The organism is Herbaspirillum sp. VT-16-41, from assembly GCF_001994935.1.
Lineage (GTDB): Bacteria > Pseudomonadota > Gammaproteobacteria > Burkholderiales > Burkholderiaceae_D > Herbaspirillum > Herbaspirillum frisingense.
This window is the reverse complement of record NZ_MUXB01000120.1, coordinates 34,546-50,699: the sequence shown is the minus strand read 5'-3', so window position 1 is coordinate 50,699 and position 16,154 is coordinate 34,546. Positions and strand designations below refer to the sequence as shown.

The 16,154-nt window shown below is 62.0% G+C and carries 15 protein-coding genes and 1 tRNA gene; 6 read left to right on the top strand and 10 right to left on the bottom strand.

The genetic code is table 11. The features are described from left to right. Positions 1–215 precede the first annotated feature (215 nt). The 3 genes from rpsU (at position 216) to dnaG (ending at position 3,019) form a co-directional block, all read left to right on the top strand. Entirely contained in the window at positions 216–428 is a 213-nt protein-coding gene (rpsU, locus tag BTM36_RS17790; protein WP_006462949.1) for a 30S ribosomal protein S21, read from the top strand. Between the two features lie 295 nt (positions 429–723). Beyond that, on the top strand, positions 724–1,170 hold the full coding sequence (locus BTM36_RS17785) for a GatB/YqeY domain-containing protein (protein ID WP_006462950.1): 447 nt from the start codon (positions 724–726) through the stop codon (positions 1,168–1,170). Between the two features lie 52 nt (positions 1,171–1,222). Beyond that, positions 1,223–3,019, top strand: a complete 1,797-nt coding sequence (dnaG, locus tag BTM36_RS17780; RefSeq protein WP_077237336.1) for a DNA primase — start codon at positions 1,223–1,225, stop codon at positions 3,017–3,019. 497 nt (positions 3,020–3,516) lie between these two features. Here the strand turns inward: dnaG and BTM36_RS29070 are convergent, their stop codons facing one another. Continuing rightward, positions 3,517–3,747 carry a hypothetical protein gene (locus BTM36_RS29070; RefSeq protein ID WP_233207516.1) on the bottom strand — a complete coding sequence of 77 codons (231 nt, stop codon included), beginning with the start codon at positions 3,745–3,747 and terminating at the stop codon, positions 3,517–3,519. Between the two features lie 115 nt (positions 3,748–3,862). Here BTM36_RS29070 and rpoD point away from each other — a divergent pair, with 115 nt between their 5' ends. Both rpoD and BTM36_RS17770 read left to right on the top strand, forming a co-directional pair. Further along, positions 3,863–6,088, top strand: coding sequence for an RNA polymerase sigma factor RpoD (rpoD, locus tag BTM36_RS17775; protein WP_233207517.1), 2,226 nt, complete (start codon positions 3,863–3,865; stop codon positions 6,086–6,088). Between the two features lie 55 nt (positions 6,089–6,143). After that, a tRNA-Ile gene (locus BTM36_RS17770) sits at positions 6,144–6,222 on the top strand. A 221-nt stretch (positions 6,223–6,443) separates the two neighbouring features. Here the strand turns inward: BTM36_RS17770 and BTM36_RS17765 are convergent. Continuing rightward, positions 6,444–7,505, bottom strand: coding sequence for a hypothetical protein (locus BTM36_RS17765; protein ID WP_077237334.1), 1,062 nt, complete (start codon positions 7,503–7,505; stop codon positions 6,444–6,446). A 407-nt stretch (positions 7,506–7,912) separates the two neighbouring features. On the opposite strand from BTM36_RS17765, the gene BTM36_RS17760 reads away from it, so the two are divergent. Beyond that, on the top strand, positions 7,913–8,725 hold the full coding sequence (locus BTM36_RS17760) for a methyltransferase domain-containing protein (RefSeq protein ID WP_077237333.1): 813 nt from the start codon (positions 7,913–7,915) through the stop codon (positions 8,723–8,725). 23 nt (positions 8,726–8,748) lie between these two features. Here BTM36_RS17760 and BTM36_RS17755 read toward each other — a convergent pair whose 3' ends face one another. The 8 genes from BTM36_RS17755 to BTM36_RS17720 form a co-directional block, all read right to left on the bottom strand. Next, the gene (locus BTM36_RS17755) at positions 8,749–9,624 is read right to left on the bottom strand and encodes an alpha/beta fold hydrolase (RefSeq protein WP_077237332.1); all 876 of its coding nucleotides are present in this window, start codon (positions 9,622–9,624) and stop codon (positions 8,749–8,751) included. A 104-nt stretch (positions 9,625–9,728) separates the two neighbouring features. Then, complete coding sequence (locus BTM36_RS17750) at positions 9,729–10,847, bottom strand: porin (protein WP_254427029.1); 1,119 nt, start codon at positions 10,845–10,847, stop codon at positions 9,729–9,731. A 170-nt stretch (positions 10,848–11,017) separates the two neighbouring features. After that, a complete protein-coding gene (locus BTM36_RS17745) occupies positions 11,018–11,794 on the bottom strand; it encodes an enoyl-CoA hydratase/isomerase family protein (RefSeq protein ID WP_077237331.1) in 777 nt (258 codons plus the stop codon). A 19-nt stretch (positions 11,795–11,813) separates the two neighbouring features. Further along, positions 11,814–12,722: an amidohydrolase gene (locus tag BTM36_RS17740; RefSeq protein ID WP_077237330.1), complete on the bottom strand. Its 909-nt coding sequence runs from the start codon at positions 12,720–12,722 to the stop codon at positions 11,814–11,816. After that, a complete protein-coding gene (locus BTM36_RS17735) occupies positions 12,719–13,348 on the bottom strand; it encodes a carboxymuconolactone decarboxylase family protein (RefSeq protein WP_077237329.1) in 630 nt (209 codons plus the stop codon). Before BTM36_RS17735 ends, BTM36_RS17740 begins: the two co-directional genes overlap by 4 nt. 34 nt (positions 13,349–13,382) lie before the next feature. After that, positions 13,383–14,603, bottom strand: a complete 1,221-nt coding sequence (locus BTM36_RS17730; protein ID WP_077237328.1) for a CaiB/BaiF CoA-transferase family protein — start codon at positions 14,601–14,603, stop codon at positions 13,383–13,385. A gap of 49 nt (positions 14,604–14,652) precedes the next feature. Then, entirely contained in the window at positions 14,653–15,273 is a 621-nt protein-coding gene (locus BTM36_RS17725; RefSeq protein WP_077237327.1) for a glutathione S-transferase family protein, read from the bottom strand. Positions 15,274–15,320: 47 nt separating this feature from the next. Next, positions 15,321–16,100: a GntR family transcriptional regulator gene (locus BTM36_RS17720; RefSeq protein WP_077237326.1), complete on the bottom strand. Its 780-nt coding sequence runs from the start codon at positions 16,098–16,100 to the stop codon at positions 15,321–15,323. Positions 16,101–16,154 lie beyond the last annotated feature (54 nt).

Here is a 16,154-nt window from a genome sequence, read left to right as displayed (position 1 = left end):
GGTTGCTGACGTTGTAGATAGCAAGGGCGGAATTTTTCGTCCGCTTCCCTTGACTTCAGGTGAAGCATCATCTTGACTGTGATAAGTGACTGATTCTTATCCGTTTTTTACTGACGGGGTGGAAAAAATGCCACGTTTGGCCTTCCAATCGGGTGTCAGTACTGCTACAATCGCTTTCTTTGCTATCCAACCTAACCTTTTTGGTTTGAATTTACATGACCACTATTCGCGTTAAAGAGAACGAGCCGTTCGAAGTTGCAATGCGTCGCTTCAAGCGCACCATCGAGAAGACCGGTCTGCTGACCGAACTGCGCGCACGCGAGTTCTACGAAAAGCCGACCGCTGAGCGCAAGCGCAAGCTGGCTGCTGCCGTGAAGCGTCATTACAAGCGCATCCGCAGCCAACAGCTGCCGAAGAAGCTGTACTAAGAATTTTCTGCCGCGCCCAGGTGCGGCCGATGTGTAAACCCGCTCCGGTGTTGGTCCGCAGCGGGTTTTCGCTTTTTTCCTCATTTGTTTGCTGGTTCGTCGCCTTGAGCCTGCCTGTCCTGGATTTTCTTCTCTGAAACCCCAGATATGAAGCAAAGGCAGCGATTCGGGCTGGCGATAAGCCCATCCATGTTCTACGATCCTATGACAGGTGGCCGTCTTGCCGCCTGGAACACTGGATGCGGGATGGCGCCAGATTGCAGAATACTCATCCACCTCATCTTCGGAGTACCCCATGGGTTTGAAAGAGCAGATCACGGAAGACATGAAGGCGGCCATGCGCGCCAAGGAAATGGGCAAGCTGGGCACCATCCGCCTCTTGACCGCCGCGATGAAGCAGAAGGAAGTCGATGAACGCGTCGAACTGACCGACGCCCACGTGCTGGCCATCATCGACAAGATGGTCAAGCAGCGCAAGGATTCCATCTCCCAGTTCGAAGCCGGTGGTCGCCAGGATCTGGCCGACATCGAAAAGGCCGAGCTGGCGGTGCTGGCGGCCTACATGCCGGCCAGCCTGTCGGATGACGAGATCAAGGCCGAGGTGCAGGCTGCCGTGGCCGCCACGGGTGCCGCCGGTCCGCAGGACATGGGCAAGGTCATGGGCGTGTTGAAGCCCAAGCTGGCCGGTCGTGCCGACATGACGGCCGTGTCCGCGCTGGTCAAGGCCGCGCTGGCGTCCTGATCGGTCTGCCGCTCTTCCTGCCACTGGCTCCGTCCATTCGTCCGCAACCCAGGTGATTCCACAGTCGTTCATTCAGGACCTGCTCAACCGCGTCGACATCGTCGACGTGGTGGGACGTTACGTGCAGCTGAAGAAGGGCGGCGCCAACTTCATGGGCCTGTGCCCCTTCCACAACGAGAAATCCCCCAGCTTCACCGTCAGCCCGACCAAGCAGTTCTATCACTGCTTCGGCTGTGGCGCGCACGGTACCGCGATCAGTTTCCTGATCGAGTATTCCGGCATGGGCTTCGTGGAAGCGGTCAAGGACCTGGCCCAGAACGTGGGCATGGTGGTGCCCGAGCGCGAAGACAGCATCCCCCTGGCCCAGCGCCAGGAAAAGCAGGCCAAGAGCATGGCCTTGTCGGATGTGATGACGCGCGCCAATGACTTTTACCGGCACCAGTTGCGCGGCGCCCAGATCGCCATCGACTATCTCAAGGGGCGAGGCCTGACCGGCGAGATTGCCGCCCGCTTCGGCCTGGGCTATTCGCCCGACGAGTGGGACAGCCTGCGTCAGGTCTTCCCCGATTACGAGAACGAGGCCCTGGTCGAATCGGGCCTGGTGATCGACAAGAGCGAAGAGGGCGGCGCCCACCGCAAGCGTTACGACCGCTTCCGCGGCCGCGTCATGTTCCCCATCCGCAATACCAAGGGCCAGGTGATCGGCTTTGGCGGTCGCGTGATGGATGGGGGCGAACCCAAGTACCTGAACTCGCCCGAAACCCCGCTGTTCCAGAAGGGCAGCGAGTTGTACGGTCTGTTCGAGGCGCGCCAGGCGATTCGCGAGGCCGGCTATGCGCTGGTGACCGAAGGTTATATGGATGTGGTGGCGCTGGCCCAACTGGGCTTCCCGCAAGCGGTGGCCACGCTGGGAACGGCCTGCACCCCGATCCACGTGCAAAAGCTGTTGCGCCAGACCGACCAGGTGATCTTCAGCTTCGACGGCGACAACGCCGGCCGCCGTGCCGCGCGCCGCGCGCTGGAAGCCTGCCTGCCGTATGCCTCGGACAACAAGACCATCAAGTTCCTGTTCCTGCCCAAGGAGCACGACCCCGATAGTTACGTGCGCGAGATGGGTGCCCCGGCCTTCGAGGAACAGATTCGCGAAGCGCTGCCGTTGTCGCAGTTCCTGCTGCGGGAAATCATCGGCGAGAACGACCTGCGCTCCCCGGAAGGCCGCGCCCATGCACAGTTTGCGGCCAAGCCCATGCTGCAGGCCCTGCCGGCATCGGCCTTGCGCCTGCAGATCGTGCGCAGCATCGCCCAGGCCACGCAGTCAACCGCGGCCGAGCTTGAGGCATTGTTTGAACTGGAAAAACCGGTCGCCCGCGTACGCGCCGCACCGCCGCGCAGCAAGCGTACCGCGCCGGTCGGCCTGGCGCGCCAGATCATGCGCCTGCTGGTGGCGCATCCGCAGTTGTCGGCCGACCTGGATGCCGGCGCGCTGGAGGCCATTGCCCGCATCGCTCCGGACCAGGCCGAGATGCTCGGACAACTGGTCGGCGCCGCCCAGAGCATGGGCGAGCAGGCCAATTTCGCGGCCCTGGTCGAGCATCTGCGCGAGGGCGGCCCCGAGTTCGATTCGATGATCGCGGAAATCGCGGCCGAATCGGAATCCGAATTCGATGTGGTGCGGGCCGAAATGGCCGGCGCCATCCGCCAGGCCAGGATCCGCGCCCTCGACGAGGAGATGCAGATGCTGGTGACCTCGAACCTGCGCACCGAGGAAGAGCGCAACCGCTATCGCGAGCTGATGCAACGCAAGGAATGGCTCAAGCGCCAGACCGGCGGTGCCGCTGCGGCGGGATGAGGATGGGCAGCCGTCGCCAGGGGCTGATGAGTAGCTGCTGGGGAGTGGGGCGACGCGTTTGAAACAGGAGGATGGACATCGGTGACCCAGGTCATCGATGGCAGGATCGCAGGAGCTGGCAGGGCAGGTTTCCGGAAAACACGGTAAAGCCATGCAAATTGCCGTGATTTGCCCGCCGGATCGCCGGCGAATGGCCGAATATCGCGGCTTGATCCGGGAGAAAAGAGCCCCATCTGTGCTATACTATAGGGCTTTAGTTCCGCCGGATGGCTCTTGCATCCCCACCCTGCGGCACCATGTCTTCACCCCGGCGCATCGGGATGAAGGCCGGCAGACAGCGGTATCGCCTGCCGGATCGGGAATGGCACGACTGCCTGCCTTCCGGATCGATGGCCCGCCGGTAAAAAGGAACGTTGCGCGTGCAGCCGGAGTCTACCGGGAAATCGGTACCGGAGTTGCATCATTAGCATGACTTGATTGGCGCAATGAGTGAATTCTCAATTGGCAGTTGATTCTATGGCAAATGCAATGAAGAAACCCGCGAAAACTCCAGCAGCGTCGACAAAGAGCAGCAAGCCGGCAACGGCGGTAAAATCCACCGCCGCTGCCAAGCCCACCAAGGCGGTGGCCGCCAAATCGCCAGTCAAGGGGACTGCGACGGCAGCCAGCACCGTAAAACCCACGGCAAAGACTGCAGCAGCAGCGACGCCGAAAAAGACGACAGTCAAGACAACTGCCGCCAAGCCGGCCCGCGCCGCAGCGCCCAAGGGTACTGCAACGCCAGCCAACAAGTTACCTCAAGCCGCCGAACAAGCGGTTTCTGTGAAAGCGACGAAGACTTCCGTGACCACCAAGAAACCCGAAACCAAGACCGCCAAGACCACCAAAGCCGCACAGGTCGAAGGCAAAGACGTCAGCGCGACTGCCGCGTCGAGCGTAAGTCAAACCACTGATGCTGCCGCCCTGGCAGCCATCGACACGTCCGGCTATGTGCTGCCGAGCGTCAAGGTGCCGGGCCGTCGTGGCCGCAAGCCCAAGGAATTCCAGCCCGAGAGCGACGAAGTCGCCGCGCTCAACACCATCGAGCGTACTGAACTGAAGGCCGCCGACAAGGCCAAGGCCAAGGACCGCAAGGCCAAGGAAAAGGCCCTGTTGAAGGACGCCTTCTCTTCCGACACCGAAGCCAGCGAAGAAGAGCTGGAGCGCCGTCGCCAGAAGTTGAAGACCCTGATCAAGCTCGGCAAGGAGCGTGGTTTCCTGACCTTCTCGGAAATCAACGACCACCTGCCTGAGAACATCGTCGATCCGGAAGCCATCGAAGGCATCATCGGTACCTTCAGCGACATGGGCATCTCGGTGTACGAGCACGCCCCTGACGCCGAAACCCTGCTGCTGTCGGACAACGTGGCCAACGTCGCCAGCGATGACGACGCCGAAGCCGCCGCCGAAGCCGCCCTGTCGACCGTCGATTCCGACTTCGGCCGTACCACCGACCCGGTGCGCATGTACATGCGTGAAATGGGTTCGGTCGAGCTGCTGACCCGCGAAGGCGAAATCGAGATCGCCAAGCGCATCGAAGACGGCCTGAAGGACATGATCCAGGCCATCTCCGCCTGCCCGACCACGATCGCCGAGATCCTGGTCGCCGCTGACCGCATCTCCAAGGATGAGATCAAGGTCGACGAAATCGTCGATGGCCTGGTCGATCCCAACGAAAGCGAACAGCAGGTCGACGCCGCCGCTTCCGACTCCGACGAGGACGACGAAGAAGCGGAAGAAGACGAGGAAGAAGACGAAGAAGAGGAAAGCGAGAACAGCGGTTCCGGCGCTGCCGGCTTCTCCGCCGAACAGCTGGAACAGTTGAAGCGCGACGCGCTGGGCAAGTTCGCCGTCATCGGCACCCAGTTCGAGAACATGCGCAAGGCTTTCGAAAAGGAAGGCTACAACTCCAAGCCCTACGTCAAGGCGCAGGAAATCATTTCCAACGAGCTGTTGGGCATCCGCTTCACCGCCAAGATCGTCGAGAAGCTGTGCGACACCCTGCGCGCGCAGGTGGATGAAGTCCGCACCGTCGAACGCCAGATCCTGGACGTGGCCGTCAACAAGTGCAACATGCCGCGCGCCCACTTCATCAAGGTCTTCCCCGGCAATGAAGTGAACCTGGACTGGGTGGACGGCGAAGTCGCCGCCAACCACGACTACAGCACCGTGCTGAGCCGTAACGTCCCGGCCATCAAGGAACTGCAGCAGAAGCTGATCGACCTGCAAGCCCGCGTGGTACTGCCGCTGCCGGACCTGCGCGCCATCAACAAGAAGATGGGCGCTGGTGAAAAGAAGGCACGCATGGCCAAGCGTGAAATGACCGAGGCCAACCTGCGTCTGGTGATCTCGATCGCCAAGAAGTACACCAACCGTGGCCTGCAGTTCCTGGACCTGATCCAGGAAGGCAACATCGGTCTGATGAAGGCAGTGGACAAGTTCGAATATCGTCGCGGCTACAAGTTCTCGACCTATGCGACCTGGTGGATCCGTCAGGCCATCACCCGCTCCATCGCCGACCAGGCGCGCACCATCCGTATTCCGGTGCACATGATCGAGACGATCAACAAGATGAACCGCATCTCGCGTCAGATCCTGCAGGAAACCGGTGCCGAGCCGGATCCCGCGACCCTGGCGATCAAGATGGAAATGCCGGAAGACAAGATCCGCAAGATCATGAAGATCGCCAAGGAACCGATCTCCATGGAAACGCCGATCGGTGACGACGACGATTCGCATCTGGGCGACTTCATCGAGGACAACAACACGCTGGCCCCGGCCGATGCGGCGCTGCACGCCTCGATGCGCAACGTGGTCAAGGACATCCTGGACTCGCTGACCCCGCGCGAAGCCAAGGTCCTGCGCATGCGCTTCGGTATCGAGATGTCGACCGACCATACGCTGGAAGAAGTGGGCAAGCAGTTCGACGTGACCCGCGAGCGTATCCGCCAGATCGAAGCCAAGGCACTGCGCAAGCTGCGTCACCCCTCCCGTTCGGACAAGCTGAAGAGCTTCCTGGAAGGGAATTGATATTAGGGTGTCAGAATTGGCCGGCGAAGATGTTAAAATCGCCGGCTGATTTTTTGGCCCCCTAGCTCATGCTTGGTTAGAGCAGCGGACTCATAATCCGTTGGTGCCGTGTTCGACTCACGGGGGGGCCACCAGAGTACATAAGGGATTCCGAGCGATCGGAGTCCCTTTTTTTTCAAAATTCCGACATACTTTCGACTAAAAATCTTAGTACCAGCATCGACGATTCTCTTGCGCCACTCTTTCCCGTGAGAATTCAGTGCTCGTCTCTGCTGGCATAATCAAGCGTTCATCGAACCCTGCTAAAGAACCCGGTACGTAACCCTCTAAGGGCTCGTTGGACTGGAGGATAAACTTACACTCCCCGGCTTTGCTGTCGCGCACGCAATGCGACCTCAATCAGTTCTGGAGTTATCGCTTCCCGAAGCAGACGTAATGCGTTATCGGAATACCGGGGGTGCTTCTGAGAACCAAACGTAAAAACCATGACGTTAGCAGGATCGTCGTCAATACGGAGGAAGTCTCGCACAGCTTTCGCTTTTAAGATCGGTAAATTCAGCTTTGCAGCTAATGCACTTGGACTCCAGTGGTATTTCTTCTGGAGGTCTACCTCTCGAATGGCCGCTGCACCATCTGGATCATCGCCGGACACATAACGAATAGCAGGAGCCCTTTCATCTTTAGTAATTCGAACCCGGATCGTGGGGCCTTCACCTTCAATGTTCGCTGCCAAGTTCATCAATCTAGGAAATACTTCTTCCACGGGGGTGTTATCCCGGATAGCGACTTCAATCCGGTCCACGTCTCGCTTGGAAACAGCCACGTCCTCACTCACGTGAGCTTCCATAGCCAAGAGTGCCGTGATACGTCCTCTTGCCTCGTCTCTCGCTCTTCGTCCGGGCGCGAGTAGCTCTCTGATCTGTGCGTATTCTCTATTCACAAGCACCAAGAACTCTGGAAGGGGTTGGGTGGATAGGGGTAGAACACGTATCGGGAGATTGTCAGCGAGCGAGTCTTGGAAGTGTTCGTTGAGGACTTCATCCAAGACCGTAATCAACGCCCTGGCATTTATATAAAGCGTATCTTCCGGAACTACAATCATCCAATGCTGAGCTTGATCACGCATCGCATCAACTGCTCGGATAGGACCAGCTTGTGGCGCTTTCATCCACCCTTGAGATTGAGCAACGTTCAAGGCCTTCTCTATACCGATAGAGGTGCCTTTCTCCTTATCGAAGACATCGTGTCCTTTTTGGACCAATAGTGCCTTGATTAGCATTTCACTAGCATGCTGAAGCATTAGCAGAACGACCTCGGGTCTTCCTTCATCGTCGTGATTATTAAATGCTTCCAGCCCACGTTTTAGCGAGGCTAGGGCTTTGGCTTTTAGGGTTCTGGCTTCTCTCTTGAGCTTCATATTCCTGTATCTTCAACGGAGAAAAAGGCAACTTCCATTCAAAGTAAATCTACTTTTTACCCTCGCGTCGGCTTACCACTGACTTTCGCCAAGTTTCAAGAGCATTAATGTCCTGCTCCATTTCCTCGGGAGATGGCGGTGCAACGTTTGCTATCGGTGCGCCGTCGTGGCCAGTATAGTTGGAACATCTGGACATTCCTGCAGTAATGGCTGCTACATCTTCAGGCTCCACCGCGACCTTCGTTAAACAATTCGTCTCTACACCCTTGCGGAACCGTAGAACAACTCCATTCAGAAGAACCTCTTCCACACCACGCTCCCAAGCCAACGCTCACCCCCTACCAGGCAAGATCACGCACACAGGTATACGATGGTGACCCATCCAAGGACCCTATCAGGAGCAAGGCATGCCAAACCTTCAAGACCCGCAACAACCCCAACAACCCCAGGTTCCGTGGGACGCCGCCCAGTATCTGCGCTTCGGTGGTGAACGCCTGCGTCCGGCGCTGGACCTGATGTTGCACCTGCCCTTGCCGGCTCCCGCCCATATTCTCGATTTCGGTTGCGGTGCCGGTAACCTGACGGCCTTGCTGCAGCAGCGCTGGCCAGAGGCTGAGGTGCTGGGTGTGGATGGCTCGGAGGACATGCTGGCCAAGGCGCGCGCGACCGTTCCGCATGGCCGCTTCATTCAAGCCGATCTGAACCACTGGACGCCGGAGCACAAGCTTGACCTGATCTACACCAACGCGACCCTCCAATGGCTTCCCGATCACGCACAGCTGTTCCCACGGCTGTTGTCCTTCCTTAATCCCGGTGGTTGCCTGGCGGTGCAGATGCCGGTCATGCACGATGCGCCGTTGAGACTGGCGCAGGTGGAACTGGCACGCTCGCCGGCCTATGCAGAGGTTCTGGGTGACGTGTCGGAACGGCGCAATGTGCTGGACATGGGCGGCTATCACGACCTGCTGCGACCACGGGTGGCGAGCCTGGATATCTGGCAGACCACCTATCTCCATGTGCTCAAGGGCGAGAACCCGGTGCTGGAATGGGCCAGCGGCAGCAGCCTGCGGCCCTACCTTGAAAAGATGAAGGGCGAACAGCTGCAGGCCTTTCGCGCCGATTATGCGCACAGGATGCATCTGGCCTATCCGCCACGCAGTGACGGCAGTACCTTGTTGCCGTTCCGGCGCATGTTCATCATGGCGACCTTGCCGGGCTGAACCTGGCGCGTTGTGAACAGGCCTTAGCGGGCCAGCCTGTCGACCCAGTCCACAATCTCCCTGGCAACCGCCTGCGGTTGTTCAGGAAACAGCGCATGACTGGCATCAGGAATCACCCGCACCTCCACCCTGCCGGGCAGGGCGTCGCGCAGTTCGTCGCGGGTGGCCGCAGGGCGCCAGGGGTCGTGCTGCGCTTGCAGGTCGAGGATGGGTACGGTCGAATACGGCCACCACGTCGACTGTGGTGTCGTCCGGCTGGCCTGCCGATAGGCCGAAGCGAGTTCTGGATGCCATCCCTCCAGCCAGGACTGCGGCACGAACGGTCCGGAGAAGAAGGCATCTCTGAGCGCCGCAATCCGCTGCGCGGTTGAGTTGCGCTGGTCAGCAGCGGTATCCAGCGCCGCGCTCAATTGCGCCGGGAGCCGTCCTTTGGCTGCCGCAGCTGCCACGACCACGCCGCGTACCAGTGCGGGATAATCCAGCGCCGTGACCCGGGCCACGTAATGTCCGTAGGCATGGCCCACCACGACGGCGCGACCTTGGCCCAGCAGCCGGATCGCCAGCGCCACATCACCGGCCAGGGTGTGCAGGCTCATCCCTTCCAGTGCTCCCCGGCTGGCACCGATGCCACGCGGTTGCGGCCGCAGCACACGGTAACCGGCCTGGGCCAGGAGTTCGGCGACGGTGTCGAAATCCTCGCTGCCACGTTGTGAGGAAGGCAGCAGCACGATCACTCCCTTGCGCTCCCGGGCATCGGGGCCTGAGGCTTCATCGACGATTACCTCGATCGACGTTTCACCCTCTTGAACAATGGCATGGTTGCGTACATTGGCTGCCGCCAGTGGCGCGCTCCACGTCAGCCATGCCGTTACGGCGGCCAGCAACATCGCAATCTTCATGGCGAATCCTTTTTCTTGTCATGATCTTTGCGCGGGCGGCACGGCAGGTCGAAGCCTGCCGTGCCGCCCACCCGTATCCATGCATGGGCTCAGGCAGGTACTGCTCAGAACGTATGCCTGATCCCGGCATTCCAGGCCATGTCGCCCGAGCCAGTCTCGATGGCGCTGCCCACCGTGTAGCCGGCGCCGTTCCGGTTCCAGATCCTGGCCACGGTTGTGTACAGTTCGGTACGTCGGGAGAGCGCATACAGATAGCCCAATCCCAGTTGCGAAGCATCCTGGTTGAAGCGGGTGCGGTCATCCTTGCGGATGTAGGAGGCGATCAGCTTGTGCCGTCCCACGGGCAGGGTCACGCCGAGGATCATGTCGCGGCTGTCGGTGGTCGGGGTTGGGGCCACCGCCAGACCGTAGGCATTGGCATTGTTGAGTGCCGAGCTGCCATAGCCCTTGTTGATGCCATAGCCGAAGTTGAACTTGACCACCTTCAGGTCATAACTGCCGGAGAGCAGCGTGTTCTTGGCGTTCTCGCTGCGCTGGACGGTGGGCGTATCCATGTTGCGGTTGTGGTGCGCCAGGCGTAGCGAAAGGCCGCCATTGGCATAGGCCAGGGCGCCGCCCCAGGCGCGGCCCATGGCATTGGAGCCGGCGTTTTCGCCGAAGCCGTAGACCGCTTCGGCGGAGACGCCGCCGAAGGAAGGTGACACGTACTTGACCGTGTTGTCCATGCGACTGCCCGAATTCGCCGCCAGGTTCGCAGCGTTACCGGCAAAGCCTGCCGCAAACGGATCGGCCAGCACGAAGCCGGTGTAGTGTGGCGTGTACTGGCGGCCCACCGTGAGCGTGCCTTGCGAACCCGACAGGCCCACATAGGACTGGCGCCCGAAGAGCAGGCCGCCCTGGCCCATCGCCCCGGTGTCGCTCTGGAATCCGGACTCCAGTACAAACAGCGCCGCCATGCCGCCACCGAGATCTTCGGTCCCCTTGAAGCCGAGTCGGGAACCCGATCCTATCCCGCCGGTGATCTTGTTGACCGAGCCGTTGCGGCCGCCGGATTCGTGCACGAAGCCGGTATCGACAATGCCATAGATGGTCACGCCGGACTGCGCCAACGCGGCGTGGGTCGACAGCAGCAGGGCGGCGCCCAGGGCCAGCTGGCGGGCATAGGTGCGGGTGTCAGGCTGCCTTGTCGACGGGGAAAACTGTGATGGCAATGGGTAAGACATGGATGCTCCTCCTTGTGGTTGATATGTGTCTGCTGCCCGGCCCGATGCCGGGCGCAGGCAAGACGTGTCCCTTCCACTGCGACGGCGAGGTCGTAGCGGTGGAATCTTGTGAAGGTGTTCCGGGCCGGGCGCTACGTTCGTGCGTAGCGGTGGGACGGCACCGGTAGAGGTCAGCGGCCGGTGAAGACCGGTGCGCGCTTTTCCTTGAACGCCAGCTGCGCTTCGCGCGCGTCCTCGGTCTTGCCGATGGCGGCGGTCATGTCCTGTTCGTAGCGATAGCCGTCGCGCAGGCTCAGATCTTCGATGACGTTCATGGTGTGCTTGCCCATGCGCGTGGAGACCGGGCTTTTGGAAGCGATCACATGGGCGATCTCCAGTGCCGTCTCCAGCAGGGCCTCGGGCGCCACGCAGGCTTCGACGATGCCCAGCCGATACAGCTCCTGGCCGCCGACCCGGTAGCCGGTGAGGGCCATGCGGCGCAGGCGCGAATGCGGGAACAGGCGCATGGCATGACGGCAGCCACCGAGCAGGCCGACATCGACCTCCGGCAGGCCCAGGCTGGCCTGCTCGGACGCCACCAGGATGTCCGAGGAGGCCACCAATGCCAGCCCCGAGCCCAGTGCGGCGCCGTTGATGGCGGCCACCACAGGCTTGGCGCATTCACGCACGGCATGGAAGCATTCCCGGGTACGTCGCGAGTGCGCCATGAAGTCGCCCGGCTGGCGGATGTTCTCGGCACGGCCCTTGAGGTCGGCGCCGGCGCAGAACACCTTGCCGGCACCCGTCAGCACGACGGCGCGAATGTCATCGGTCTCGGAGATGGCGTCCAGTGCCATCGTCAGTTCATCGTTGAGCGTGCGGGTCAGCGCATTGACCGGCGGCGCATTCAGGGTCAGTGTGGCGACATGGCCATCGCGTCTGACATTGAGCTGGGTGAAGTCGAACATGGAATCCCTCGTCATGAATTTAACGGCCGGCCTGGTCAAAGCCATACAGTGTCTGCGGGTTGTCTACCAGGATCTGCTGCCGCACCGCGGCATCCGGCACCCACTGGTGGAACAGGTCGATGAGTGCGCCCACATCCGGTGCCTTCTCCCCCATGCGTACATGGGGCCAGTCCGAGCCCCACAGCAGGCGCGCGGGATTGGCCGCCACCAGGGCGTCGTGGAAGGGTTTGAGATCGGCATAGGCGGGGGCCGCACCGGAGACCCGGCAGACCGACAGCTTGACCCATACGTCACCGTCCCGAAGCGCGGCCAGCACCGTCTGGAAGGCGGGATCATCGACGCCGCGCTCGACCTTCAGGCAAGCCATGTGATCCAGTACCAGTGTCAGCCCGGTCGCACGCAGCTGCGGCAGCAGTTGCGCATAGGCATCGCAGGGCGCCCACAGTTGCGCGTGCAGGCCCGCTTTGCTCATGGCCGGTGCCAGCTGCAGCAGATCGTCCACGCCCACGCTGCCGGCAAACCTGTCACCGGCAGGGGTGAGCATTTCCACGAAACGCAGACCACGGATGCCGCCGGCATGCCAGGCCTGCAGAGTGGCCAGCGGCGTGTCGGCGCTGGCCACGGCGATGCCGCGTACCTGTCCGGCACTGGCGGCGATGGCTGCCAGCATGCAGGCCGGATCGCTACCGTAAGGAGCGGGTTGCACCAGCACGCCGCGACTTGCACCTACCGTGGCCAGCATCTGCGCATGGAGTTCGGCAGGGGCCAGCGGCGGCGGATAGTTCGACGCCGTGGATAACGGAAATGCCGCATACGGACCGAAGACATGGGCGTGGCTGTCGCAAGCCTGGGTCGGCAGGGAGGCACGCGGCGCCGTGGGCATGCGCGGTGTCTCAGTCTCGGTGGGGATGAAGCTGGAGGTCGTCACGATAGCGCCTCCTTGACCGGGCTCAGTTGGCCGGGCGGCAAGTCGGCCAACTGCGGCCGGCCCTGTTGCGTGGCGACCTGCAGGCGCGGTTCTGCATATTCCTCCGGCACCGGAATCTGGTGCACGTTGAGCGTCATGGCCACCATCGTGTAGTAGCCCAGGATGGCACCCAGTTCGACGATGCCGGCCTCGCCGTAGAGACCCAGCACGCGTTGATACACCTCCTCATCGACGTTGCCGTGCTGCTGCAGTTGCCGGGCATATTCGTAGACGTGGGCATCGGCGGCGTCGGCAAACAAGGGGGGCTGGCATGCGCACAGCGCATCGATCACCGTTTGCGGCAGGCCAGCGGCCTGTGCTGCCTGCGCATGGATGCCCCATTCGAGCTGGCTGTTCCAGCGCCGCGCTGCCACCAGGATCACCAGTTCGCTATGACGCGGCGGAATGCTGGTGCCGAAGCGCAGCAGGGCACCCATCTTCTGCCAGCGGTCAGCCAGTGCCGGGTTGTGCAGGGCGGCTTTCAAGGGGCCGACCAGGCGCGCGCGGGGGCCGCTGACGATGTCGTCGTAGACCGCACGCTGTTCGGCGTTCATGGTCTCCGGGGAGGGGAAGGAAATTCTTGGCATGGCGTTTTGGTCAGGTTCTTGTCGTGGTTCGATTTCAGATCACGCCAGCGTCATTCCACGCGGCGATCTGGGCGGCATCAAAGCCGAGTTCGGTCAGCACCTCATCGGTATGCTGGCCCAGCAGGGGAGGTGCCTTGTCGAAGCGCAAGACAGCGTCGGCAAAGCGCATCGGGCTGCGGATCTGCGGCACCGACCCGGCAGTGGGGTGGGGGATCTGGATCAGCATTTCGCGGTGCTTCACCTGTTCGTCCTCGAACACTTGCGGGATGGTGTTGATCGGGCTGCACGGGACCCCGGCGGCATCCAGTAGCGTGGCCCACTCCTGCATGCCACGGGTCTTCAATACCTCAGTGATCATGGGCAGCAGCACATCCTTGTTGCGCACCCGATTGCCATTGGTGGCGAAGCGCTCGTCGGCCAGCCATCCGGCCTGGCCGATCACCTGGCAGAACTTGGCGAACTGGCCATCGTTGCCGACCACCAGGACGATGTAGCCATCGGCGCAGGCGAACACGTCCTGGGGCTGGATGTTGGGGTGCTTGTTGCCGGCGCGTTGCGGGGTCTTGCCGGAGATCAGGTAGTTCATCCCCTGGTTGGCGACCGAGCCCACCATGACGTCGAGCATGCCGATATCGATGTAGTCGCCCAGCCCGGTCTCTGCCCGTCGCGCCAGCGCCGCCAGTACCGAGACCGAGGTGTACATGCCGGTCATCAGGTCGACGATGGGCACGCCCACTTTCTGCGGGCCACCGCCTGGCAGGTCATCCCGTTCACCGGTGACGCTCATGAGGCCGCCCATGGCCTGGATCATGAAGTCATAGGCGGCGTTGTCGGCCTTGGGGCCGGTCTGGCCGAAGCCGGTCACCGAGCAGTAGATCAGGCCGGGGTTGATCTGCTTGAGGCTGGCGTAATCCAGGCCGAACTTGGCCAGGGTGCCGACCTTGTAGTTTTCCAGGAGGATATCCGAGCGCGCCGCCAGATCGCGGATGATGCGCTGGCCCTCGGCCGTGTTCAGATCCACCGTGATGGACCGCTTGCCGCGGTTGCAGGCCAGGTAGTAGCCGGCTTCGCGGGTTTCGTTGCCCTCTGCGTCACGCAGGAAGGGCGGGCCCCAGCTGCGGGTGTCGTCGCCCACGCGCGGGCGCTCCACCTTGATGACGTCGGCGCCGAGATCGGCCAGGATCTGGCCCGACCAGGGACCAGCGAGGATGCGCGAAAGATCGAGCACCTTGATGTGGGAAAGCGGACCTGCCATGAGAACTCCGATATCAAACCAAAAAGCGGAAAAAGAAGGGCTGCCGTGTTCAGGCCGCAGCGTCATCCGGCACCGTCGCCTGTGCCGAGGGACGCAGGCAGAATCCCGCGTGCCAGCTCGCCAGTTGCGGGCGGCCGGCACGCCAGTCGAGATCGGCGAAGCGGTAATCGAGATAGGACAGCGTGCAGCCGAGGGTGAGGTGACCGATGTCGAAGCCACTGTCGGCCAGGGCCGGGGCTTCGTCTTCGAGACGGTCCAGGGCAGTGCTGATCTTGAGCGCAAATGCCTGCAGCCAGCTATCCAGTTGCTGGGCGGGCGTCTTCATGCGTTCCTGGCGCCAGATCAGCAATACCGACAGCATGCCGTCGCCCAGTGCCTGGCGGCGCAGCGCAGTCCAGCGTGCCGGGCCGGCCGCCGGGAAGAACCGTGGGCCGTCGTGCAGGCTGTCGAGGTATTCGCAGATCACCGGCGAGTCGTACAGCGGCTCACCGCCGGGCAGAACCAGCGCGGGAATCTGCGAGAGGGGATTGTCGGCCATGATGGCCGGATTGGGCGTGGCGATGGCGGCCACCGAACGCACCAGCTGCACGCGCGATTCGAGACCCGTTTCCTTGAGCAGGATGACCACCTTGCGCACGAAGGGCGAGCGTGGCGACCAATGGAGTTTCATGCCGTTTCCTCATCTGTCGATGACTGGCAACGGCAATCGGTGCACCGTTACTTCAGTCGTATGTCGAGGCGAATCACATCGCCCCGGTAAATGCCCCGGCCCACGAACACGACGCGGCCGGCCTGGTCTACCGCCGAGCGCGTCACATACGCGATCGGCGCATTGAGCGGGATCTGCAGCAGTTCCGCAATGAGCGGATCGGCCGAGCCCAGCGTCAGCGTCTGGTGCGCCTCCTTGATCTCCAGCCCCGGCAGATCGCGCAAGATGCGCATCGAGGTCTTGGTCTCGAAGGACTTCTTCGGGATGCGGGCGCAGACGCGCGCATCGATATACACATCGCCGAGGTAATACGGCTTGCCATTACGCCAGTGGCGGCGCCGCCAGTGCTCGTAGGCCTCGGCCATCTGGCCCAGCGACGGCTCCACCGGTGCAGGCGCCAGTCGCTCGCGCTCGGTCAGCACTTCGATGGTGGCACCTTCCGGTGCCAGCAACTGGCCTGACCAGTCGGTGGCCACCTCGCACCAGAACTGCTCCTGCGGTTTGCCGATCACGAACGTGCCCTTGGCACGGTAGCGCGCGATCAGCTTTTCCTCTTCCAGCATGTCCAGCGCCTGGCGTACCGTGGCGCGGGCCACCTGGCATTCCTCGGCCAGTTCATCGACCGTGGGAATCTGCGTGCCGACCGCCCAATCACCCGATTCCACCCGATTGCGGAACAGACTGGCCAGTTGGACGTAGCGCGGTACGGCGCTACGGCTGAAATCGATGGCCAGCTTGCGCGGGTCGGCTAGGTCAGGGAGGGAGGGGCGGGAGGGCGGGTTTTTCATCAAAAGCTTTCGGGAGCTTGGCGGCCGCCGGGAGGGGCGGTGCACTGGGCGATA